The 20,100-nt window shown below is 57.6% G+C and carries 19 protein-coding genes, 1 tRNA gene and 2 pseudogenes; 5 read left to right on the forward strand and 17 right to left on the reverse strand.

The window, feature by feature from the left end:
- Positions 1-16: 16 nt before the first annotated feature.
- Positions 17-835 carry a metallophosphoesterase gene (locus tag EKL30_RS00175; RefSeq protein ID WP_126705193.1) on the reverse strand — a complete coding sequence of 273 codons (819 nt, stop codon included), beginning with the start codon at positions 833-835 and terminating at the stop codon, positions 17-19.
- The gene (locus tag EKL30_RS00180; protein ID WP_126705194.1) at positions 832-1,923 is read right to left on the reverse strand and encodes a diacylglycerol kinase family protein; all 1,092 of its coding nucleotides are present in this window, start codon (positions 1,921-1,923) and stop codon (positions 832-834) included. Before EKL30_RS00180 ends, EKL30_RS00175 begins: the two co-directional genes overlap by 4 nt.
- A gap of 87 nt (positions 1,924-2,010) precedes the next feature.
- Here EKL30_RS00180 and EKL30_RS00185 point away from each other — a divergent pair, with 87 nt between their 5' ends.
- Entirely contained in the window at positions 2,011-2,772 is a 762-nt protein-coding gene (locus EKL30_RS00185) for a sulfite exporter TauE/SafE family protein (protein ID WP_233582630.1), read from the forward strand.
- A 20-nt stretch (positions 2,773-2,792) separates the two neighbouring features.
- Positions 2,793-3,005, forward strand: a complete 213-nt coding sequence (locus EKL30_RS00190; protein WP_126705195.1) for a hypothetical protein — start codon at positions 2,793-2,795, stop codon at positions 3,003-3,005.
- A 94-nt stretch (positions 3,006-3,099) separates the two neighbouring features.
- Here the strand turns inward: EKL30_RS00190 and betT are convergent.
- From betT to EKL30_RS18775, 6 genes and pseudogenes are all read right to left on the reverse strand, one after another.
- A pseudogene (gene betT / locus EKL30_RS00195) lies at positions 3,100-5,319 on the reverse strand (choline BCCT transporter BetT); the annotation flags it as partial.
- 67 nt (positions 5,320-5,386) lie between these two features.
- Positions 5,387-5,884, reverse strand: coding sequence for a transporter suffix domain-containing protein (locus EKL30_RS00200; protein WP_126705197.1), 498 nt, complete (start codon positions 5,882-5,884; stop codon positions 5,387-5,389).
- Positions 5,885-5,886: 2 nt separating this feature from the next.
- Positions 5,887-6,951, reverse strand: coding sequence for a DUF2955 domain-containing protein (locus tag EKL30_RS00205; RefSeq protein WP_126705198.1), 1,065 nt, complete (start codon positions 6,949-6,951; stop codon positions 5,887-5,889).
- A 5-nt stretch (positions 6,952-6,956) separates the two neighbouring features.
- Positions 6,957-8,096 carry an HlyD family secretion protein gene (locus EKL30_RS00210; RefSeq protein ID WP_126705199.1) on the reverse strand — a complete coding sequence of 380 codons (1,140 nt, stop codon included), beginning with the start codon at positions 8,094-8,096 and terminating at the stop codon, positions 6,957-6,959.
- Positions 8,089-9,645, reverse strand: coding sequence for an efflux transporter outer membrane subunit (locus EKL30_RS00215; RefSeq protein WP_126705200.1), 1,557 nt, complete (start codon positions 9,643-9,645; stop codon positions 8,089-8,091). The genes EKL30_RS00210 and EKL30_RS00215 overlap by 8 nt, the downstream gene beginning before the upstream one ends.
- The gene (locus tag EKL30_RS18775; RefSeq protein ID WP_158618363.1) at positions 9,629-9,787 is read right to left on the reverse strand and encodes a hypothetical protein; all 159 of its coding nucleotides are present in this window, start codon (positions 9,785-9,787) and stop codon (positions 9,629-9,631) included. The genes EKL30_RS00215 and EKL30_RS18775 overlap by 17 nt, the downstream gene beginning before the upstream one ends.
- Positions 9,788-10,454: 667 nt before the next feature.
- On the opposite strand from EKL30_RS18775, the gene EKL30_RS00220 reads away from it, so the two are divergent.
- Positions 10,455-10,898: a hypothetical protein gene (locus EKL30_RS00220; protein WP_126705201.1), complete on the forward strand. Its 444-nt coding sequence runs from the start codon at positions 10,455-10,457 to the stop codon at positions 10,896-10,898.
- Positions 10,899-11,006: 108 nt separating this feature from the next.
- Here EKL30_RS00220 and EKL30_RS00225 read toward each other — a convergent pair.
- Positions 11,007-11,082: transfer RNA gene (locus EKL30_RS00225), tRNA-Thr, on the reverse strand.
- 186 nt (positions 11,083-11,268) lie between these two features.
- Here EKL30_RS00225 and EKL30_RS00230 point away from each other — a divergent pair.
- Positions 11,269-11,643: an MAPEG family protein gene (locus EKL30_RS00230; RefSeq protein ID WP_126705202.1), complete on the forward strand. Its 375-nt coding sequence runs from the start codon at positions 11,269-11,271 to the stop codon at positions 11,641-11,643.
- 61 nt (positions 11,644-11,704) lie between these two features.
- Here the strand turns inward: EKL30_RS00230 and EKL30_RS00235 are convergent, their stop codons facing one another.
- Together EKL30_RS00235 and EKL30_RS00240 are read right to left on the reverse strand one after the other, a co-directional pair.
- On the reverse strand, positions 11,705-12,766 hold the full coding sequence (locus tag EKL30_RS00235) for an AI-2E family transporter (protein WP_126705203.1): 1,062 nt from the start codon (positions 12,764-12,766) through the stop codon (positions 11,705-11,707).
- Positions 12,767-12,861: 95 nt separating this feature from the next.
- The gene (locus EKL30_RS00240; RefSeq protein WP_126705204.1) at positions 12,862-14,085 is read right to left on the reverse strand and encodes an AI-2E family transporter; all 1,224 of its coding nucleotides are present in this window, start codon (positions 14,083-14,085) and stop codon (positions 12,862-12,864) included.
- A 194-nt stretch (positions 14,086-14,279) separates the two neighbouring features.
- Here EKL30_RS00240 and EKL30_RS00245 point away from each other — a divergent pair, with 194 nt between their 5' ends.
- A complete protein-coding gene (locus tag EKL30_RS00245; RefSeq protein ID WP_126705205.1) occupies positions 14,280-14,942 on the forward strand; it encodes a metallophosphoesterase in 663 nt (220 codons plus the stop codon).
- Positions 14,943-14,961: 19 nt separating this feature from the next.
- Here the strand turns inward: EKL30_RS00245 and EKL30_RS00250 are convergent, their stop codons facing one another.
- The 6 genes and pseudogenes from EKL30_RS00250 to EKL30_RS19380 form a co-directional block, all read right to left on the reverse strand.
- Positions 14,962-15,291, reverse strand: coding sequence for a hypothetical protein (locus EKL30_RS00250; RefSeq protein ID WP_126705206.1), 330 nt, complete (start codon positions 15,289-15,291; stop codon positions 14,962-14,964).
- Positions 15,292-15,367: 76 nt separating this feature from the next.
- Positions 15,368-15,625 carry a hypothetical protein gene (locus EKL30_RS00255; protein ID WP_126705207.1) on the reverse strand — a complete coding sequence of 86 codons (258 nt, stop codon included), beginning with the start codon at positions 15,623-15,625 and terminating at the stop codon, positions 15,368-15,370.
- A gap of 55 nt (positions 15,626-15,680) precedes the next feature.
- Positions 15,681-16,349, reverse strand: coding sequence for an SOS response-associated peptidase (locus EKL30_RS00260; protein WP_126705208.1), 669 nt, complete (start codon positions 16,347-16,349; stop codon positions 15,681-15,683).
- A 971-nt stretch (positions 16,350-17,320) separates the two neighbouring features.
- Positions 17,321-18,574 (reverse strand): hypothetical protein, encoded by a 1,254-nt coding sequence (locus EKL30_RS00265; RefSeq protein ID WP_126705209.1) that lies wholly within the window; start codon positions 18,572-18,574, stop codon positions 17,321-17,323.
- A 204-nt stretch (positions 18,575-18,778) separates the two neighbouring features.
- Positions 18,779-19,441: a dihydrofolate reductase family protein gene (locus EKL30_RS00270; protein ID WP_126705210.1), complete on the reverse strand. Its 663-nt coding sequence runs from the start codon at positions 19,439-19,441 to the stop codon at positions 18,779-18,781.
- A gap of 36 nt (positions 19,442-19,477) precedes the next feature.
- A pseudogene (locus tag EKL30_RS19380) lies at positions 19,478-19,785 on the reverse strand (integrase); the annotation flags it as partial.
- Positions 19,786-20,100: the final 315 nt, after the last annotated feature.

Below are 20,100 nucleotides of genomic sequence, written 5' to 3' on the forward strand. Positions count from 1 at the left end.
GCAAACCTTGTCGTCCTTAGACAGTGGGCGCGACCTGCTGCATTACCCTATTTTCAATCATTATGAACTCATCAGAATCATCGTCATAATCCCAACGTTCGACTACACAATGCCGAGGCATACCGTCGAATGCATGTCGAATGAGATTGATAGAATTGCTGGAATCATGACGAATCCGGGACGACACTGCCGTTCCGGCTTGCACCGCCCATACTTGACGAGGCATATTTGCAACGCGATCATGCAGCCCACAAATAAAAGGGCGATGAATGTGGCCACCTAATATCAAGTCGACGCCGGCCTCTGCCCACTTGCTTATTGCTTGTTCGTGACCGCGCAACAAATGTTCCTCGTCGCTTGCGTGCGTTACGTGCACAGGCTGATGCGTTACCACGATACGCAATTGATCTTGTGCTGCCTGCTTTAATCGCTGCGCCACCCGTTCGATCTGTCGGACTGAAACTTCCCCTTCGATATGTCGATAACGCCGCGTCGTGCGTACGCCAATAACCAGCAGTTCCGATGATTCGTGGATCGGCTCAAGATCATCACCAAAAGCTCGTTTGTAACGTAAGTAGGGGCGAAATAGGCGGGTGGCCAGGTCAAATAGCGGGATGTCGTGGTTTCCCGCGATGACCAGGCGCGAAGGGATGGCAAGGCGGTCCATGAAGGCGCTGGCAGCATTGAACTCGACGTTGCGCGCACGTTGAGTGATGTCACCCGACAGAATCACGACGGTGGGCGCTTGGGAATGCGCGAGGCGTTCCAGCGCCTTAACAACGCGCGCTCGTTCCGTACCGAAATGCGGATCTGAAATATGTAGCGCCACCCTCATGTCGTATCGCCCATCATGCGGGCTTGCGCAGCGCGCTGCGGCTCGGTGACCGATTCACCGATCAGGGAGCCATTAACATGGTGGTTCGGGTCCACTGCATGATTACGTTTGATCAGCAGTAGCGGTTCGGGGGACACACGGAACTCGAGCGGTGCATTCAGCCACATAATCTCGCCATCGACGGCTACCTTAATGCGATGCTTGCGCGGATTTTTCTTAGCTATCGTGGGTTCGGTTCGATGCGCGGCGCGCTTACCCCGGAACAGTCCTAACGGCGCAACCCTAAGGCTGCGAAAACTGAATGCCATCACATTATCGGCATCGCCCAGCTTGCCTAAGGCACCACGCGTGGCCAGCCACAACATTGCCATCGTGCCCATTGGTTTTACGGCGATGGCTGCCAATTGGCCCTGTTTTACAGCCTCTGCCTGAGGCATGCCAACCTGCTCGAGTTGAAGGTGATTATTGCCAATGAACAGCGTAGTGGTTTGAAAGTTAACCCGTTTGCCGGTCAGTTCTAACGACATGTCCAGATATCGATGATCGCCAAATGCTGTGACGATGGCCGCCCACAGGGCGACAAGTCGGCTTCGACCGTAGCGTTGCTTGAACGCTTCACGATCCTCGAGCAGTTCGGGATAAAAGCCGACGCTGGCATTGACAAGAAAAATACGCTCGTTCACCAGCCCGACCTGCACAGGCGACGGTTTCCCCTGCAATAAATCCTCGAGAGCGGCGTCTATCTCTTCAGGAATGCCATGGGTTCGGCCAAAATAATTAAATGTGCCTTGCGGGAGCGCGCCAAACAAGCAATGATCAGCCAGAGCGGCAGTTGCCACCACATTGATTGTCCCGTCCCCGCCGACGGCGACAACGACACCGTTTTCTTTTTTTGCCGCGGCCACCGCACGTTGAATGGTGGCGTCCAGGCTGCTGATGTCTTCCACGCCGAATATTTGATACCTGCGCGCCGCCGAACGCATGGCAGAGTCAATGGCCTGCCGGGTTGCGCTCGAATCTTGACGCCCCGAGCCATCGTTAATAACGAAGAATAATGGCGGTTCAAACGTGTGAGCGCTGGGTTGCATGTGGACAGACAAACGGTCTCGCAATAATGTTGGAATCTCGTTGAATGTTCTGAGGATCGACGGACCCATATCGGAGAATAGTAACCCATGGATGCGCTCTCCCACTTTTCTGACATGCAGTTCAATTGGCCACTGCTGTCCGCGGTATTTGTGCTCGCCGGTATCGTCAAAGGCGTCGTGGGCCTGGGCTTGCCAACCGTGGCGATCGGCTTGCTGGCGTTGGTGATGCCCCCGGCTGAAGCGGCGGCACTGTTGATTTTGCCTTCATTGTTTACGAATGTCTGGCAGGCAGGTCCCAGGACACTGTGGCCCGTCCTGAAGCGTCTGGCGCCGATGCAAGCCGGTATCGTGGTCGGGACGATCGGTGGTGCATGGCTTATTGGCGCGCCCGCGGGTGCATGGTCCAGCATATTGCTTGGGGTGGCTCTTATCGCTTACGCGGTATGGGGGCTTTGGGGATCGTCCTGGACGTGTCGCCCGAGCCTGGAGTCAAGGCTGGGCCTGGCAGTAGGTGCTGCAACCGGGATTGTCACGGCCGCGACAGGGGTTTTCGCCATTCCTGCTGTTCCGTACCTGCAGGCGCTGAGCTTTGATCGCGACGCGTTGATCCAGGCGATGGGGCTGTGCTTTACGACATCAACGCTGGCACTTGCAGCGGGACTGGTGCTCAACAATAGCCTGTCCATCGACCACCTTGGTATTTCGATGTTGATGCTGCTGCCCTGCATGGCGGGGATGATTGCGGGCCAGATGCTGCGCAGCAGGCTATCTCCGCCTGTTTTCAAGCGATGTTTCCTGATTAGCTTGGTCTTACTGGGCGTTCATATGGTGGCACGCGAGCTGCTTTAGCGGCAGGCCAGGGTCAGTAAATGTCATGTACTCTGTCTCAGCATCCCAAGCGCGGAATCTTCTGGGGCTGGGTGCCACGCATCGCACCGATTCTCGTTTTAGGGCTATTCGCCGCTTTGCTGGTTCCGCGCCTTACGGGGCGATCTTGCCGCGTGCAGTTCCGTGAAACCCGCTATGAAGGCCCGTTTACCAAGATTACTGGTGACCGTACGCTTGTTTACCCGGGTCATTAGGGCGGCATGAGGGGCGCCGACGTCATTCCTTCTTCTTTTCAAGCTCTTGGATGTCCCCCGCCTCCTTCGGCACGGCGCCGTGCTGGTCGGAAAGCGGTATCGACGGGGTGAGTACGGATTTGGTAGCCGTCTCGGTGGAGTGGATGAGGAACGCAAGGTGGGCCTCGTATCGCTCCAGCACATCGTCAATTACCTGCTGTTTCGTCAGGCCCATGAGGTCATAGCCGCCCGAACCGGTCTGCGTAAATACCTCGAGACGGTAGTAGATGTCGGTCTCGCGCGTCATCCGGCCACTGAACATCGGCACCGGCGCCTCGACGATGGCGACCTGGTAGTGGAAGTCGCGGAACGTGTCCATCGACACCCGCAGCAGCGGCTCCTCGATGCCGCTCGCATTGGTCATGGTGCCGCGTTCGACCTGGTACCCCTGCTTACGGAACTCGGCGGCAACGTCGTCGAGAGCCGGCCGCACTGTGCGGTCGAGAAACTGGGTGACCTGCCGCAACGTTGGGAACGCGCGCATCTGTTCAAGCCGCTGCTTCCACGACCGCTCCGGCACGAGGCCCCCGATTGGCGCGATGGACCGCTTGTGCAGAACCTGGCCCTCGCGCTCGGCCCGCTCCATCCGCAGCACCTTATAGAAGGAGGCCATCACAAGGTAGGCGATAATGGTTACCGGTAAGGCGAAAATAAGCGTGGCGTACTCCATCGTCGTCACGCCACCCGAGATCAGCATCGCCACGGTGAGCACTGCCGTGAGCACCGCCCAGAAGATGCGCAGCCATTTCGGCCCGTCGTGAGATGGCTCCGGGATAGAGGCCGAGAAATTGGACATCACCATCGCACCAGAGTTCGCGCTTGTAAGGTAGAACAGCAATCCAGAGAGCGTCGCCAGCGCGATGAGGAACATGGCTCCTGGGAACATCGCCAGCAGCGCGTACCAACCCCGCTCGGGGCTTTCGATCGCAAGCTCGGCGAAAGCCGTGTTGCCAAGCAGTACGTGGTACAGGGCCGAATTGCCGAACAGCGAGACGATGATGAAGTCGCACAGCACCGGGGCGGTGATCGCCGCAATGACAAATTCCCGCAGTGTGCGCCCGCGGGAAATGCGGGCCAGAAAGACCCCGACGAAGGGGCCCCAGGCGAGCCAGAACGCCCAAAAGAACAGCGTCCATCCACCCATCCACTCGGGGCCGTCGGCCTCATAGGCGAAGGTTTGCAACGTGCGTGCGGGAAGCGTGACAAAGAACCGGCCGATATTCTCGGTGAGCGCGTTCAATAGGAAGGCTGTCTGGCCGGTGAAGAGGATGTACACCATCATCGCTACGGCGCTCCAGAGGTTCAGCTCGGAGATCCAGCGGATGCCGCGGTCGACGCCGGACGTGGTGGCCGCGATAGTCAAGAGCACTGCACCCATGACAAGTGCGATCTGCAGCGCGAGTCCCTCCTGAAGGCCGAAGATCAGCGAGAAGCCGACGCCCAGCAGTACGACGCCAATGCCCATCGACGTGGCGACGCCGAACACAGTGCCCACCAGCGCGATGATGCTGATGCCATCACCTAAGGGGCCGCGCACGCGCTTGCCGAGCAGCGGGTAGAGCGCTGCTCGGATTGACAGGGGCATGCCCCAGCGATAGGCGAAGTAGCCCATCGCCATACCCAGCAGCGCATATACCGCCCAGCCAGCGATGCCGTAGTGAAACATCGTCCAGACGACCGCGTCCTGCATCGCATTGGCTGTGCCGCCTTCGCCGGAGGGCGGGTACAGGTACTGCGCGACGGGGCCGGTGACCGAATAAAAGAGCATGTCGATTCCGACACCTGCGGCAAACAGCATTGCGACCCAGGTGGTGAGCTTGTACTGCGGCCGCGAGTGGTCGGGACCAAGGCGCACGTCGCCTTCCTTGGAAAACGCAACCCAAAGCACGAACCCCACGACAAGTGTCATGGTGAGCACGTAGTACCAACCGAGATTCGTCGCGATCCAGTCGACCGCCATCTTCATCGTCGTGCGCGCCTCATCAGGCACAACAATCGCCCAGATCGAGAACGCGAGGACCAGCAGCGACGAAATCAACAGAACGCCCCAGTTGATGCGCGCCCTGCGGTGCTCGAGCAGCTCGTGGGGACCCTTGCTAAGGTCGCTGCGCGACACTGGCGCCTCGTCGTCGGTGGGGCGCTCATGCCGGCGCTCCGTACCGCCGAAGCGGCTGCGCTCAAGTGGCGGATGCGCTTGGCCCGCCTGGGGGTTGGAAGCTTGCTTGCTCGGCTGAGCGGCTTCAGGGCGGTCGGCGTCGGATGGCTTAATTGGCATGGGTTTACTCCTACCGGGGCGCGCCAGACGGCTTTCCGCTCTTAGCTCCGACTCGCGAAGTCGTTTGTCAGACGGTGCGGATGAATAGTGCCCGCAGTTTGCTCCAAAAATCGCCGCCCAGCACAAAGAAGCTCGCGATAAGCATGATGTCGCCCAGGGCCTGAAGTTGCCACAGGTTGGGCCTGAAGCCGGGCAAGGTTTTATCGACGTAAGGCTCCAGCAATGCCGTCAGGATCGGCACGATGAACATCACCAAGCCGATGGCGTGGCGCACCGGCCCGACTTTCTTGGCGGGCGCCAGCCGCTTCGCGTGGCCAAAGACGATGGCCTTGAGCTGCTGAAATCCCTCCTTGCCCATAATGGCGATGCAGGCGATCAGCAAGATCTTATTGGCGATGAACACGGTGGCGGTCAGGGCCGCAATGCGCGAGCCGGGCACGCCCATGGCGGCCCCAAATGGAATGAGCGCCCACAGCGCAAGCGCAAAGATGAAAAGTCCGATCCCGCATTTGAAGCGCCATCCCTTTGCGGGGACGGCTTCGGCTTGATTGTCTGATGATGACATGGTTAACTCCTCTTGAGTGGTCTAAACGGATGGCGGCGGAAAAATCTGGGTTTGCGTGGCGCTCGGGATTGCGGCTCGAGCAGGCGCAGCATCAGGCATGCATAAAGCGTGACGGCGATAAACAGCCCCATGCGCACCGCGAAGGCGGTGTAAACATCCTTGCCGGCGACGCTGTCCTGCACCGATTGGCCAAGCAGGATGATGAGCGTCACCAGCGTGTTCAGCCAGAAGCTGGGCGGATGCCGAGTCGGACTCAGCCGATATAGCTTGCGTGCGCACAGCAGCCCGAACAGCAGCATCCACAGGAAGAACATCCACAGGTTCACGGACAATCTTAAGGCGAACCAAAAGACGATCGCCAGTGCGCCGCCCAGCAGTGTGGAGCCCAGCAATTCTCGCGCGGCGCCTTGCGCCGCGGTGATGCAGCTCTGCCGCCCCAGACTGACCGACTTCAGAATGATGGGCATGTAGCCTAACGGGTCGGTCAGCGCCAAAAGAAAGGCGGGCATCACGACCAGGGTGGCGCGAAACGCCATTCGGCTGGCCTCGGGCGCCGGCAAAACCGGGGAGGAAGGCGGCGCTGGAGCCCCTGCCGGCTCTGGAAACAGCCAGTGGCAGAAGCCCAGCACCAGGACGGCGACCAGCAATCCCTTGGTCAAGGCCTCTATCACCGTGACGGCCAGGCTGTAATCGACGGTCCCGGCCGCGGAAATCATGGTCAGGCCTATGATCAGGAACATGCACACCAAATTGTTGCCGCCGCGCAGGCCGAAGCGAAAGGCAAGGAAGAGGCCCAGGCCGATCAGCAGTATGCCGCTGAACGCGTAGTGGCGCAGCATAGGGCTTAGGAATAGGCCGCTTGCCGTAGTGAATACGAGGACCAGCGTCAGGCCCAGTCCGGCTTTTAAGGAGAGGGGGCGATTCATCGAGGCAAGCATCAGCACGCCGAGCACTGGCGTGACCATGGAAATCGGGAGGTCCAGGCCGAAACCGACCGCCAGGCAGAGCGCGGTGCCGACGCCAAGTCGAAGTGCACGCTGGCCGCGAGGATCGGAATTAGCGGGCATAAGCGTCAGTAGGCATAGGAAAACCAACTCATCAGGCGCAAGTACAGGCGGCCGAGGGGATTGAGCGGATTGCCGGGGGTAGGGAACGCCATGACTTCCGCCTGGCCGCCCACCCGCACGCCGCGCAAGGTGGGCAGTTCCCCCGGATTGATTTCGACAACAACCGGAAAGCGTTGGGCCGGACGCAGCCAATCGCGGCTGTTCTGTACCGTTGGCAGGCTGCCGGGGGGCGAAGGGGGGCCGACATTGACGCCATATCCTACGCTACGCACGCGGCCCTCAAATACTTTTCCTGGCAGCGTATCCAGGACGATTTCCACCGCTGTGCCAGGTTCGACATGGCCAAGATTGTTTTCCGTCATCTCCGCGCTGATCCAGATGTCATGGATGGTGATTAGCGTCATGACCGGGTTGCCAGCAGCGGCGAACTGGCCGGCATCGGTGCGCAGGTCGGTAATAAGGCCGGCCGAGCGGGCGCGCACTTGCGTGTTGGCCAAGTCCAGTTCGGCCTTCGCCACGGCGGAGGCGGCGCTGCGCAGCTTGGCGTTGTCGTCCTCGTTGCCGCCTTCCTGTTCACGCGCCCGCTGCACCTCCGCCCGGGCCGCGGCAACCTGACTCACGGCCTGTGCCAGGTTGGCCCGCGCGATCTCCAGCCGGCGCAGCGAAATCGTACCGCGGTCCTCGCGGTACAGGCGCTCGAGCCGGCTGCTGTCCTGACGTGCCCTCACTTCGTTGGCTTGCGCGGCGCGCAATGACGCCTGCGCCGAATCGATGCCGGCCGTGCTGGCCCCGATCTGCCGGCGCGTTGCGTCCAGGTCTGCGCGGGCACGGTCGAGTGCGATACGGTATTGTTCGGGGTCAACTTCGAACAGGACCTCGTCGGCCTGGACGATCTGATTGTTGCGCACGTGCACCTTGGTCACGCGGCCCGACACCTCCGAGGCTACGGGCACGACAAAGGCCTGCACCCGCGCCTGCTGGGTGTAGGGCGTGAATCGGTCGGCCAGCAGATACCAGACAAGGCTCAGCACGATCAGCAGAACAACCCACTTGACCCCCTTCTTTGCGGGATCGGCGACAGGCGGTGGCGGTGGCGGTGGCGGGGGCGGCGCAGGTTCGGTGTGGGGGCGCGGGGTGTCAGTCATCGGATCGCAGTTTTTGTACGGGGAGGTTGGTCGCCGAAGGATGGTTAGCCTCCGACAATAGGTTGCCCCAGTCGGTGCGCTGCCGCATCTGATCGAGGGTGGCGGGGTCTAGCGGCGGCTGCTCGCTATCCCAGCCGCCGCCCAGCGCCTTGTACAAGGCAATCAGGTCGCTCACGGCAGCGCCGCGGTTCACCACGTAGGCGTCCTGTTGGGCTGCCAAGGCGCGTTGGGCGTCGAGCACGCGCTGGAAGTCGGAATAGCCCTCGCGATAGAGCGCGTTGGCCAGCGTCAGTGACCGTCCAGCCGCCTGAGCCGAGTCATGCAGGATGCCGTCGCGCTCCAGGGCCTTGATCAGGCCGCTGGCCGCATCGTCGGCCTCACGCGCCGCCTGGCGCACGTCGTCTTGGTAGGCGACGATCAGTTGCTGTAGCCGGGCGTCTTGCACCCGCACGTTGTTTTTCAGACGGCCGTAGTCGAACACGTTCCAGCTCAGGCTGGCGCCGCCCAGCAGCGCCAGGCCGCCAGCCGTGCCCGCCAACGATGTGGCGGACCACACAATGCTGCCCAGCAGGGTTAGCGACGGATAGAGATCCGCCTGGGCCACGCCGACCAGTGCTGACTGCGCCGCGATGCGTAGTTCCGCGCTGCGGATGTCGGGGCGGCGAAGAAGTAAGTTGGCGGGCACGTCTTGCAGGACCGCACGATCGATCAGGGGAAGGACCGCCACTTTTGCGGCCAGCTCCGGCATTTCCGGCATGGGGCCGGGCGGCCGGCCGATCAAAATGGCCAGCGCGTTGCGCGTTCGCATGATCTGGCTTTCAAACTCGGGGATACTGCTCAGGGTGCTCAGATACTGCGTCCTTGCCTGTTGCAGGTCGAGTTCGTCGGTTTCGCCGCTCTTGAATAGCCGCTCCGTGATCTCGTAGCTGCGCTTCTGGATCACGGCGTTGTCGCGGGCGATGCGCAGCCGCGCCTCAGTCGTGCGCAGGGAGAAGTAGCTCTCGGCCACCTGGGCATGCAGTAGCACCAGCACATCTTCCCGGTTGGCCCGAGCGGCGAAATATAACGCATCCGCCGACTCGATGGCGCGGCTGAAACGCCCCCAGAAATCGAGCTCCCAACCGACATCAAACCCCGCGCTGTACTGCCAGAAACTGCTCGGGCGCGGGTCCCCCTCGGCCGAGCGCGACGGTCGGTGCTGATAAAGCGAATCGGCGCTAATCAGTTGGGCTTGCGGGTAGCGGCCACTCCTGGCGATGCCTAGCTGCGCGCGGGCCTCCATGATTTGCAAGCCTGCAATCTTCAGGCCTGCGTTGTGCTCATCGGCCTGGGCAATCAGAAATTCAAGGACTGAATCATCAAAGATCTGCCACCACTGTCGGGAATCCGGTTGAAGACGCGCTTGAGTGGCTTGCTGGAGCGCCGGTGTGCTCCATTGCCCGGCCCATGCCTCGCGCTGAGGCTCGAAGTCGGGGCCGAGTTGAACGCAACCGCTAAGGCAGAGGGTACCGATCAGCAGCAGCCAATTCGAACTAGTTAGCGGCGGCATGGGACACCAAGTTGGTCCAGAGCCGCAGCGCAACGATACACGCCGGAGCCCACTGAGGCTGGGTGCGCAGCGCAGCTGAGGGTAGGCCCGGCACCGAGCCTTTCCACCATTCCTGCTGGTTCCACAAGCGTGGGGCGGTCATGATCTAAAGGTACCTTTTCGCTTTCGCGAGATCCTATCGATTGCATGTTCTCAGCATTCGAATAAATTCTAGCGACCTTTTACTCTTTCTCGCAAGCGAAACATATTTGAGAACGCCTGAGGCGGGGCCTGACGGCTTCCAGGTCGTCACCATCCATGGCGGGCCGTTTGCCAGATCGGTTAATCGTTAGTGATGAGGGCTTGGCCGTTCAGGACAGGCATCGGGGCAGCGGGGTTAACCCGAGCGCAAGGGCTTTACTCTTGACCGCAGCAACGATTCTTTCTATTGTTAAAAGCAGGGGCCGGCAAACAGCCGGCCCCGCCGCATTACGGTTTTACATGCCCGGCAGGTATAGCGCCTTTCTAACGGCTCCTCGTCGCTTTCTGGTGCCTGCATCTCTTTCAGCTTCATAAACGCATGAGGCCTCTTGGGTAACGCGGCCGCAAGAAACGCCTTGCACGGCAGACAAAGCGATACGGAACATGTGGGTTTTATAACTCAACGGTAGCCCTTGCTTTGCTGCACGGCCATCCGACATTTGGGCCAGCTATTAAGGTTCCGCTCTGCACCTAAACCATTGTGCTTAATGAATCTTATGGGCATAGGCTTGCATCAACCCCGAGTAAACTGGGGACCTTATTGATACTGAGCAAAGAGGGCTGGCGGCATGACGAGCATCGAGAAGACTAAAAAAGCGATTCTGGAGTTTATGCTTGAAGGCTGGTCTCGAGAGGGATACGTTTTCAACGCCACTGCGTTCTATTTGCGCAAAATGAACGATTGGTCTCGGCAAGAGTTGGACGCTATGGAGGCGGCGGCTGACGGGCTTGTTAAGGATGGACTTTTTGAGAAGGAACAAAATCATTATTATTTAACCGCTGCCGGTTATGCGCGCCTATACGAGCGCAGCGAAATCAAAACCGAACGTGCTTGCGCGGTCCAGAAGCTGCATGCTCTGCCGGATTCGTCGGCTGATAACGCTTATGCCGACAATAGCGCTCCGGACAGCGCGGTGGTTTCCGGTAATCATCCAGTAACGGTGCGGCCCAGCGATTATTCCGACGCATCGATGCAGCCCGCGACGTTTCAATTACTACCTGATCCTCGCTAAACCTAACGCCATTGCCTGCTTGGTAAGGGTCAAAAGCAATAAAAAAGCCCTGATTCTCTAAAGAAGTCAGGGCTTTAATATAACTGTTGGTCCACCTTTAACCAGTAGTGGTGCCGATGAGAGGAGTCGAACCCCCGACCTTCTCATTACGAATGAGCTGCTCTACCAACTGAGCTACATCGGCCTTCGGCATGAAAAAGGCGGCATTGCGCCCACCCTGTCCTGCCAAGCCCGATATTATACATATATCGTTCCAGGCGCATCCGCGCCTGAGTTACATCAATCTGTTATCCGGCGCATCGTTCTGCGGCTATAGTGAATGCTCGCTATTGATCGCCTTTTCCGCGAATCCATCAGATCGGGAGCATATATGAACATTATTGCGTGGCTGATGCTTATTGCGGCAGTCTTGCCTGTTGTGGCGGCAACGATATCCAAGGCCGGGGGCAAGGGCTTTGACAATAATGCGCCGCGCTCCTGGCTTGCCAACCAAGAGGGTTGGCGGGCACGCGCCAATGCCGCGCAGGCCAATCTATTTGAAGCGTTGCCGTTCTTTTACGCAGCGGTGTTGTTTGCTTTGTACAAAATGGTCGATCCCGGGCTGCTTGTCAGTTTGATGAGCGCCTGGATCGCATTGCGAGTGGTTTATTTGGTGGCTTATATAGCCGGCTACGGCACGGCCCGTTCAGCGGTGTGGGCGCTGGCGCTAGCGGTGAATATTGGAATTTTGTTCACTACTGCGTAGTTTGGTTAACGGCGCCATTCAAATCTTGTCTTGAAAAATCGGGCGCCCGCTTCCATTAGGTCTATTCTTCCTGATTCATTCGAATCGCTGAAGGGAAGAGATCCCAGCAAGCTATGAACAACGCAGCCACTAAAGGCCCAATGACAAAACCGTTCAAGCCGAATACTGCCAGGCCTCCGAGCGTCGAGATTAATATCACATAGTCCGGAATTTTTGTGTCCTTGCCCACGAGCAGGGGGCGCAGCACATTATCGACCAGGCCAATCACCAGCACACCAAAAACGGTAAGGGTGACGCCCTCCCATGTGGCACCCGTGACCAGGAAATAGATGGCGACAGGGACCCAGATTAGGGCGGCGCCGACCGCCGGTAGCAGGGACAGGAACGCCATTAAGACGCCCCACAGTAATGCCCCTTCAATTCCAAGAAACCAGAACATGAATCCGCCCAATGCCCCTTGGGTGAAGGCAACGACGATATTGCCTTTGACGGTGGCCCGGATCACGGTGGCGAACTTGCGGTACAGATGCTGCTTGTGCTCTTCACTTAATGGGATCAGTTGTTTGCTTTGGCGTGCCAGGTGCGCGCCGTCACGCAGAAAGAAAAACAAAATGTAGAGCATCACGCCCATGCCGATCAGGAATTCAAAGGTGTTCTGACCGACGTTTACTGCTTGGGTTGCCAGAAATTTGCTGCCTTCCAGTGCCCCGGCAGAAAGTTTCTCTCGCAGGCTGAAAATGTCGCCCACGCCAAAGCGGTTCAGCACATCATGAACCGACGGCGGAAGGACACTAACGATTTGTTCAAAGTAATCGCCCAGGTTAAGTTCGCCGGAACTCATCCGCTTGTATATGACAGAGCCTTCCTGGACCAATGCGCCTGTAATAAGGATCATGGGAATGATGACAATCAGTATGATGATTAGCAGCGTACTTAACGCAGCAAGGTTGGGGCGTCCGCGCATTCTTCCGAGTAGCCGCCTATGCAGCGGGGTGAAAATAATGGCCAGAATGGCGCCCCAGAAGATGGCGCCGTAGTAGGGCAGAAGGACCCAAAAAAAGGCCAGGGTGACCAGGACAAGCAATACAATAAAAGTGCGGAAATAGAGATTGGAGTTGTTCATCCAGGGTCCAGATTATCGTGGCAGGTTACGTCGACAATTGCCGCGTGGCGATGTCATCTTTAGAAAGCTAAGGCAAGACCGGCCTAGGCGAATTCTTATTCACCTAAAAGCTCCGCGACCGCCTGCATGCCCTCGACATGTTCGGCAATGACTTTTACGACGACAATGATAGGTACGCACAGTAACATGCCCCACACTCCCCATAGCCAGCCACCAAAAAGCAGCGCCACAAATACGGCCGTTGCATTCATTTTTGCAATTCGGCCCGTCATCCACGTTGTGACCAGCATGCCGACGATCGACGCGACGGTGGCCATTGTTGCCATAACCAGCAGCATCATCGAAAACGATTCGAACTGTAAAAAGGCGGCGGATCCGGTTATCAGCGCCGTAATCAGGGGTCCGAAATAGGGAATGATGTGCAGTAAGCCTGCAGCGACTGCCCATGCGCCGGGGTTATCGAGCCCGATCGCGTGCAATACCGCCCAAGTAACGAGTCCAACAAGTATGTTCGTGACCAGTAACATGAACATGTACTTCTGAATTGACGAATTAATATCATCCAGAATCTGAACCGTAATTTTTTTGTTGGATAACGATGGCCCCGTAATTCGAACCAGTTTGCGCTTGAACGTATCGCCCGATAGCAGCGCAAAGAACACCAGGAACATGATCATGACCAGTTGGCCCGCAAATGCGGCTACGCCTAGGGATCCCGCCCAAAGCCATTCGTTCAGATCGAAGTCTGGGGGCTTGACCGTAGCCGCAGCGGCCGCCGCGGCGGCATCGGAGGTGGTGTCGGTAGTAGGGCTTGCCGCTTTTTTCAATGCATCGGCTGCACTACGAAGCTTATCCAGCGTGCCCAGCTTTCCGTCGTCCATACGATTCAATGCGCTGTTTAGCTTGTACGTAGCGAGCGGCAGCTCGTCGACGATGGCCTGAGCCTCGTTATATACCGAGGTGGCAACCAAGCCGGACGAGCCGAAAAGACCCAGCATGACAAGGGTGGCTCCGATAGCTCGTGGCAGTTTCAGGCGTTCCAGCCACGTCACCAATGGGTTCAATGTGTAGGCGATAAGAATCCCAAATGTTAAGGGAATAAAGAATTCTCGGGCCCACTGCAAGGCAAAAATGACAGCGATCAGCGCTAAGACGGTTAGTGCGAGGCCACCCGCCTCTATGCGTGGGCGAAGTTCAGGTAAGGGGGCTTGGACGACCGCAGGTTTCAGATTAACGCCTTCGGCCTCGGTCACGCCATTGTCAGCAGGCGAATAGGTGCCGGTCGCGGGCGTGGCTGCCTTTGATTTCACAGTATCCATTTTGTTGGCCTTTGACCACTTATGTCCGTTGGGAGTATTAATTTATTTCGGGCGCATGAAAGAATACATGGAAAGAAACAAGACTCATGTAACATTGCAATACATGTCTTCAAAAGCGGGCAACGCACATTTATTCAACGCTGCCCCTTTCTGTTAGCACTACCATCCTATCAAGGACAGTAAGGAAGCAGATCATGATCCAGCGTTTCGCAATGAACCGGGACGGGCGCGATTTTGCCGTAGGCGACATACATGGTTACTTTACTCGTCTTCAAGAAGTCTTGATAGCTGCCGGTTTTAATCCAGCCAAAGATCGGCTATTTTGCGTCGGGGACCTGGTAGATCGCGGGCCGGAATGCGAGCTTGCCCTGGACTGGCTCGCACAGCCATGGTTCCATGCCGTGCGCGGCAATCACGAGGACTATGCTATTCGCTACATGCGCTCTGGCTTGGTCGATGTCGACACCTATCGCCTTAATGGGGGTGGTTGGTTTTTAGCGCTGCCCGAAGAGCGCCAGGCTATATTCGCCGCGGCGTTCAGCGCCTTGCCCTATGTAATCGAAGTGGAAACCCGGAACGGTGTAGTAGGCATCTTGCACGCCGATTGTCCTGTGCGCGACTGGAATGATTTGCCAACGGCATTGGAACAAAAGGCCGCCCGCATGCATACCATATGGTCGCGTGTTCGCATCGAAAGTGTGGATGAGTCGCCAGTGGCTAATATTTATGCAGTAGTAGCCGGACATACCCCTTTACGCGAGGTGATGGCGCTGGGAAACGTAATCCACATTGACACAGCAGGGTGGATGGACGATGGCCATTTCACGCTGCTTAACCTGGCCGGCATACGATGGTAGTGGCGCTCGCGCTAGGAAATTAGCGGGCCAAGGCGCTCCAGATGGGTTGCGACTTTTCACATGCGCTGATCCAGTCGGCGACTTCTTGAAGCTTGCCTTGTGCCTCTTCGGGTTCGTAATCGGCGCGATGCAATTTTTCCCAGACAAATTCCAGGAACTGGCTTATCTGCTTGGGGTAGCTGATGCTGTCTTGATGCAGGGCGCTTTGCAAAAAAGGTTTGCCATCGGGCGCTGAGTCGCCCTTGATAGCGATGTGGTGCACATGCCAGCCCGTGGCGGTTTTATGCAATCGATACGTGACATCGCCATTCCAGCGGCGGGCATAAACTTTGAACGTGAAGTCTTGCATTGGGGCTCCGGGTTGGCTTTAGACAATCCATCGTAGCGCCTTGGGAACCGCTGCGGTATAGGGCTAACCCTTCTTATCATTGATCGTGCTCTGACGGATCGATGGGGGCCCAGCTAATCATTTCATCGGTCAAGTGAATAATTAACGGTTTCCCCGACGTGGATGCTGTGCCATGGATTTGAAATTGAGGGCGTCCCGTACTAAGGGACTCTTCGACTTCGGCGGCATAGGCTTCGATGACTTCGTCGTCCGGATCTTCGCTAAGATAGGCCACTGCGTGTTCACGTAGTTGTGATTTGATGAATGCCAAGCCAACTCTATTGACGCTATGCATTTCACTCTCCAAGCAGACTGAATGAACCTTGGCAGCGATCTCAACATGGGATGCGTTACCCGATAGGCTCGCTGGCATCCGCAAGCTGATATCGCGAACTTCCCATTGCCCGCGTTACCTGATACCAGACGAACGCCGATTCGGGCCTTGGGGTTGAAAGCAGCACCAAGGCGTCTTCGATCGGTGTGTTCGGGTCTACCCAGATAAGGGCGTCGTCGCGCGTTAACGCAACAGGGCGACGGTCGTGAATATCGACCATTCCGCCGGCGGCATCGTCAGTGATGATCGCAAATCCGTGTGCGGCGTCCTGAACATTATAGGGACTCCATGCCGCAAGCCCCGGAATCAGCACTGGCGCGTCGTCTGTTGGACGGATAAACCATGGTTGTTTGGCTCCTTTCTCGCCCGTCCATTCATACCAGCCATCAGCGGGCAGCAGAATCCTCCGGGTTAATAAGGAGTTCCAGAACGGTGATCCGCCCAGTATGCTGTCGAGCCGGGCACAGCTGGCCGGGCCTCGCTTATACCAAGGCGGCTTGTATCCCCAAAACATTCTCTCGATTTGCTCAGAGCCGTCGCCTAGGCGGTGCAAGGTCAAGGGCCGGGTGCCCGGGGGAACGTTATACCGAGGAACGCCCTCGGGATCGAGAATGTGGCGAGGATTCCATCTGAGAGTTTCGCCGTATTCCTCGCGGCTTCTTGCCTGTCGTATTCGTCCGCACATGACCGTCTCCTTGGCCAATACAGTAGCTATGTTAGATATTATCCGCCCGGCAAAAAAAAAGGATCTAAGTGAAAACGTGGACACTGATGGCATAGACAGCAACGCAATCCGCTAGAGCCCTATACCGGGAACTACAGTTTAGATATGGGCGTCCGTCCCGGATGCCTAACTAACGGCGATACGCATTTCCTCGTCGGCTGCTCGTCCTTGCTGCTTGGCGACTACTATCGCCCCTCGTCGACCAGTGGTCCCTTCTAGCCTTGCTAAACCTGGATCGTGAACTTGGCGTTACATACCTGCCGTCGCGACGCGGCTGACTTTGGACTTTGCCGGTGTTGTAATGAGGTCCCGCCCCGTAACCGGGAGCTGGCCCCCGCTTGTTGACCGAGCCGGATTTATTCTTGCCAGCATACGCCCCTGCGCCGAAATGTTGAGCCTGAACCGAAGACATAAACAACGTCGCGGCGACGACGATCAGCACTTGCATCAGTTTCATAGCGTTTCCCTGCTCGATCATTTCGACATAAGTCTGGATTAGGCGCATCTGAAAATCATCTTCCCATAGGCTCTTCAGCCCGGCAATAAGGCAAGAAGCGGGTATGTTGGCGAATGAAAAGACGCTGAACGCTAGGTGTACTAAATATGCAATGGCCAATATGTCATTTCTTGCTCATGGAGCAAGTGGTCCCCGTAATCATTACCTTTTTGCGACAATGCCCCTGGTTATCCCCGCAGTTATCCACCAGGTTTGGGGATAACGAGTCGTGGAGCAGGGGGGGTTGTCGTTGACCCGCATGGAAGCGACCGCGGCGGGTTCTGTCCGCAAGGACAAGCCAAGAAGGGCAACCGCTAGACCCCAAGACGCCTTTCAGAGCGCTGCGCCTTGAAATAATGAGGCCCCGATCAAAGTGAGCGGGGCCTCATCCCGGAAAGTAGGAAGCCACGCGAGGAGGCTTCCTTGTTGCGTTAGATTATTGGCCGAAGCCTAGGCCGAAGCCGAAGCCATTGCCGCCCGACAAGCTAGACAGATCCGCTGACGATACACCTGTCACTACGATAGATTCGCCCACGTCGATGATGGAGTCGCCGTTACCGTTGACGTCTTCCATTTGACCGCCAATGAGCGAGGACAAGTCCGTGCCCAAAGCGAGGTAGTCGTCGATCATCCCGGTATTTCCATTGCCAAGGCCTATGAGGATGTCAACCGTTTTAGCATTAGCGCCATTCGCGTCGCCTTCGTCGTCACGATCGTCAGGCTCAGGCTCAGGCCCAGGCCCAGGCCCAGGCCCAGGCCCAGGCCCAGGCTCAGGCTCAGGCTCAGGCTCAGGCTCAGGCTCAGGCTCAGGCTCAGGCTCAGGCCCAGGCCCAGGCCCAGGCCCAGGCCCAGGCTCAGGCTCAGGCTCAGGCTCAGGCTCAGGCTCAGGCTCAGCCGGAACTTCTGGCTCGACAGGGGTAACTGGCATAAACGTGTCAGGCAGCGTCATGCCTTCGGGCACTTGTACTCCCTCAGGAATCACAAGCGTCTTACCCTCGACCGGCACAAAGTCAGTCGGAATAGGCAGGTCAGCAGCGGGAGTCCAATTTGCCGGCGCCTGGAATTCCGGCATAAAGGGTGCCACCGCCTCCAGGCGAGCAAGTGCCTGGCCGATCTGGCTGGATGCCAGCGCTTGGGTAAAGATTGGATCATTTGCAAAATCTGCAAGAACGATGCCGTTGCCCAGATCGCGGCCTTCACCAATCCCATGGTTCAGGAAGTGGTCCATTGCAGTCAGTCGGCCGGCCTCTACGGCCTCCGCCACATCGCGATTCGCCCGTATATAGTCGCCCAGGTTAAGCAGGAGCGAAATTCTGCGAGCCTCGCTTTGGCCAAACCTTATGAGATGCTCCATAGCAGTCAGCTTGGCCTCGGCTACTGCGGCCGCCACGTCAGCGTTATGCGCCAGATAAAACTCAGGATCAAACGCTTCAAAGGAGACGCGCCCCTCACCCGCGCCATGCGTGAGGAAGTGATCATATGCCGTAAGGTGACCCCCGGACACTGCGTCGGCAACGTCGGGATTACGGGCAAGGTAGTAGTCAGTGTCAAACATGGGGCCAGGCGAGCGACCTTCCGACTTGCCATGCAATTCAAAGTGCTGCTGAGCAGTAAAAAGCCCCCTGGCTACAGCTTCAGCCACGTCGGGGTTTTGGGAAAGGTACGAGCTAGTAACAAAAAACTGTGTCAAATCCATACTCCTCGATATGAATTGTTACGATTGTGCAAATCGAGGCAGTATAGGCCAAAGGTTTAGTATTTAGGGCGTCCAAAGCGTCAAGACACCGCAATGCGATTACCAGACCGTATAGATGCGATAGATAAAGGCGACTTGCCCATCCCTAATGTCGCCTTTTTGAACAGGCAGATGGCCACGTCGGCCTTCGGCGACGGGTCAGGCGTCCCTGAGCCCCTGGCGCCGTAGAACGACATGCGTGGCCTTTTCCGACGCTGCGAATTCAACGCATTCGTATCCCAGAGCCCGCAAGTCAACCCCTTCGAACAGCGATTCTCCCCGACCTAGCAGGACCGGTGCGATGGCAATGTGCAGTTCATCAATGAGGCCCTCACGAAGATACTGCCGTATTGTGTTCGGGCCGCCGCCGATCCGCACGTCCATTCCAGCAGCGGCCTCGCGTGCCCGGTCCAGCGCCTCGCGAATGCCGCCTGTTATGAAGTGGAACGTCGTGTGGCCTTCCAGTTCGATTGGTGGACGAGCATGATGGGTCAAGATGAAGACGGGAACGTGATACGGTGGATTGTCTCCCCACCAGCCTTTCCAGTTGGTGTCCGGCCAGTCCCCACGGATGGGGCCAAACATGTTTCTCCCAAGAACCCAGGCCCCAACATCCTGAAAGCCGCGGGCAGCGAAATCATCGTCAATTCCGGTAGTACCGTCGTCTTTGCCGAACAAGACCTTCTGAAACGTGCGTGTTGGGAATAGCCACTGGTGCAGCTCCGTTCCGCCAACGCCGAGCGGATTGTTGATGTCTTGATTCGGACCTGCCCCGTATCCGTCGAGCGAAATGGTGAAGCCCTCAACGCGAACTCGTGTCATCGTTTTCCTCCGTTTAGATACCGGTTTGTTTGCAGACTCCAACGCGTCGTCGACCAGGATGCCGAGGTCTCGGACGGTACTTTTCACCTTGGAATGCCCGAGCAGCAACTGAACGGCCCGAAGATTCTTCGTGCGCTCGTAGATCAGGTTCGTTTTGGTTCACCGCATCGAGAGTATCCCATAGGCCGACGGCCCGAGCCCGGACGCTGTCTCCTGCTCTAAATCACGACGGCATGGGGAAGAGCCTGACTCCCATGCGTGACGTCGTGGACGCACAGGCTGACAAGGTCGCAGCCTCGAAACTTCCTGTTGATAGCCAGGTCGAACATGACGAGGTCGCGCAGGTCGCGTCGGTCCCGCTGCGGTGTGGACACTATCGTTTGCGCTATCAACCGATGTATTGGGGTGCGTTTGAGCAAGCAAAAAAATAACGCCTCACAAGGAGGCGTTATTTATCAAGCACTTACTGCTAAGAATTCTTGGCTCCCCGAACTGGGTTCGAACCAGTGACCTGCGGATTAACAGTCCGGAAGTCATGGCATTGCAACGCATTGCTTAACCGCTGAAAATCCCCTGTAAACCCAGTAAATACGCCATTTTTCGCGATACGTTAAAAAAATAGATATTGCTTTGTATTGTTTCAAATTGCATAATTCGGG

The sequence above is a fragment of the Candidimonas sp. SYP-B2681 genome, assembly GCF_003971065.1.
Lineage (GTDB): Bacteria > Pseudomonadota > Gammaproteobacteria > Burkholderiales > Burkholderiaceae_B > Pollutimonas.

Coding starts and splice junctions, on each gene's coding strand:
- EKL30_RS00210 (WP_126705199.1), bottom strand. CDS start 8,096: ATGACTGACACCCCGCGCCCCCACACCGAACCTGCGCCGCCCCCGCCA.
- EKL30_RS00235 (WP_126705203.1), bottom strand. CDS start 12,766: ATGAACAACTCCAATCTCTATTTCCGCACTTTTATTGTATTGCTTGTC.
- EKL30_RS00200 (WP_126705197.1), bottom strand. CDS start 5,884: ATGTCATCATCAGACAATCAAGCCGAAGCCGTCCCCGCAAAGGGATGG.
- EKL30_RS00255 (WP_126705207.1), bottom strand. CDS start 15,625: ATGCATAGCGTCAATAGAGTTGGCTTGGCATTCATCAAATCACAACTA.
- EKL30_RS00240 (WP_126705204.1), bottom strand. CDS start 14,085: ATGGATACTGTGAAATCAAAGGCAGCCACGCCCGCGACCGGCACCTAT.
- EKL30_RS00205 (WP_126705198.1), bottom strand. CDS start 6,951: ATGCCCGCTAATTCCGATCCTCGCGGCCAGCGTGCACTTCGACTTGGC.
- EKL30_RS00185 (WP_233582630.1), top strand. CDS start 2,011: ATGGATGCGCTCTCCCACTTTTCTGACATGCAGTTCAATTGGCCACTG.
- EKL30_RS00270 (WP_126705210.1), bottom strand. CDS start 19,441: ATGACACGAGTTCGCGTTGAGGGCTTCACCATTTCGCTCGACGGATAC.
- EKL30_RS00175 (WP_126705193.1), bottom strand. CDS start 835: ATGAGGGTGGCGCTACATATTTCAGATCCGCATTTCGGTACGGAACGA.
- EKL30_RS00245 (WP_126705205.1), top strand. CDS start 14,280: ATGATCCAGCGTTTCGCAATGAACCGGGACGGGCGCGATTTTGCCGTA.
- EKL30_RS00260 (WP_126705208.1), bottom strand. CDS start 16,349: ATGTGCGGACGAATACGACAGGCAAGAAGCCGCGAGGAATACGGCGAA.
- EKL30_RS00190 (WP_126705195.1), top strand. CDS start 2,793: ATGTCATGTACTCTGTCTCAGCATCCCAAGCGCGGAATCTTCTGGGGC.
- EKL30_RS00180 (WP_126705194.1), bottom strand. CDS start 1,923: ATGCAACCCAGCGCTCACACGTTTGAACCGCCATTATTCTTCGTTATT.
- EKL30_RS00230 (WP_126705202.1), top strand. CDS start 11,269: ATGAACATTATTGCGTGGCTGATGCTTATTGCGGCAGTCTTGCCTGTT.
- EKL30_RS00220 (WP_126705201.1), top strand. CDS start 10,455: ATGACGAGCATCGAGAAGACTAAAAAAGCGATTCTGGAGTTTATGCTT.
- EKL30_RS00250 (WP_126705206.1), bottom strand. CDS start 15,291: ATGCAAGACTTCACGTTCAAAGTTTATGCCCGCCGCTGGAATGGCGAT.
- EKL30_RS18775 (WP_158618363.1), bottom strand. CDS start 9,787: ATGACCGCCCCACGCTTGTGGAACCAGCAGGAATGGTGGAAAGGCTCG.
- EKL30_RS00215 (WP_126705200.1), bottom strand. CDS start 9,645: ATGCCGCCGCTAACTAGTTCGAATTGGCTGCTGCTGATCGGTACCCTC.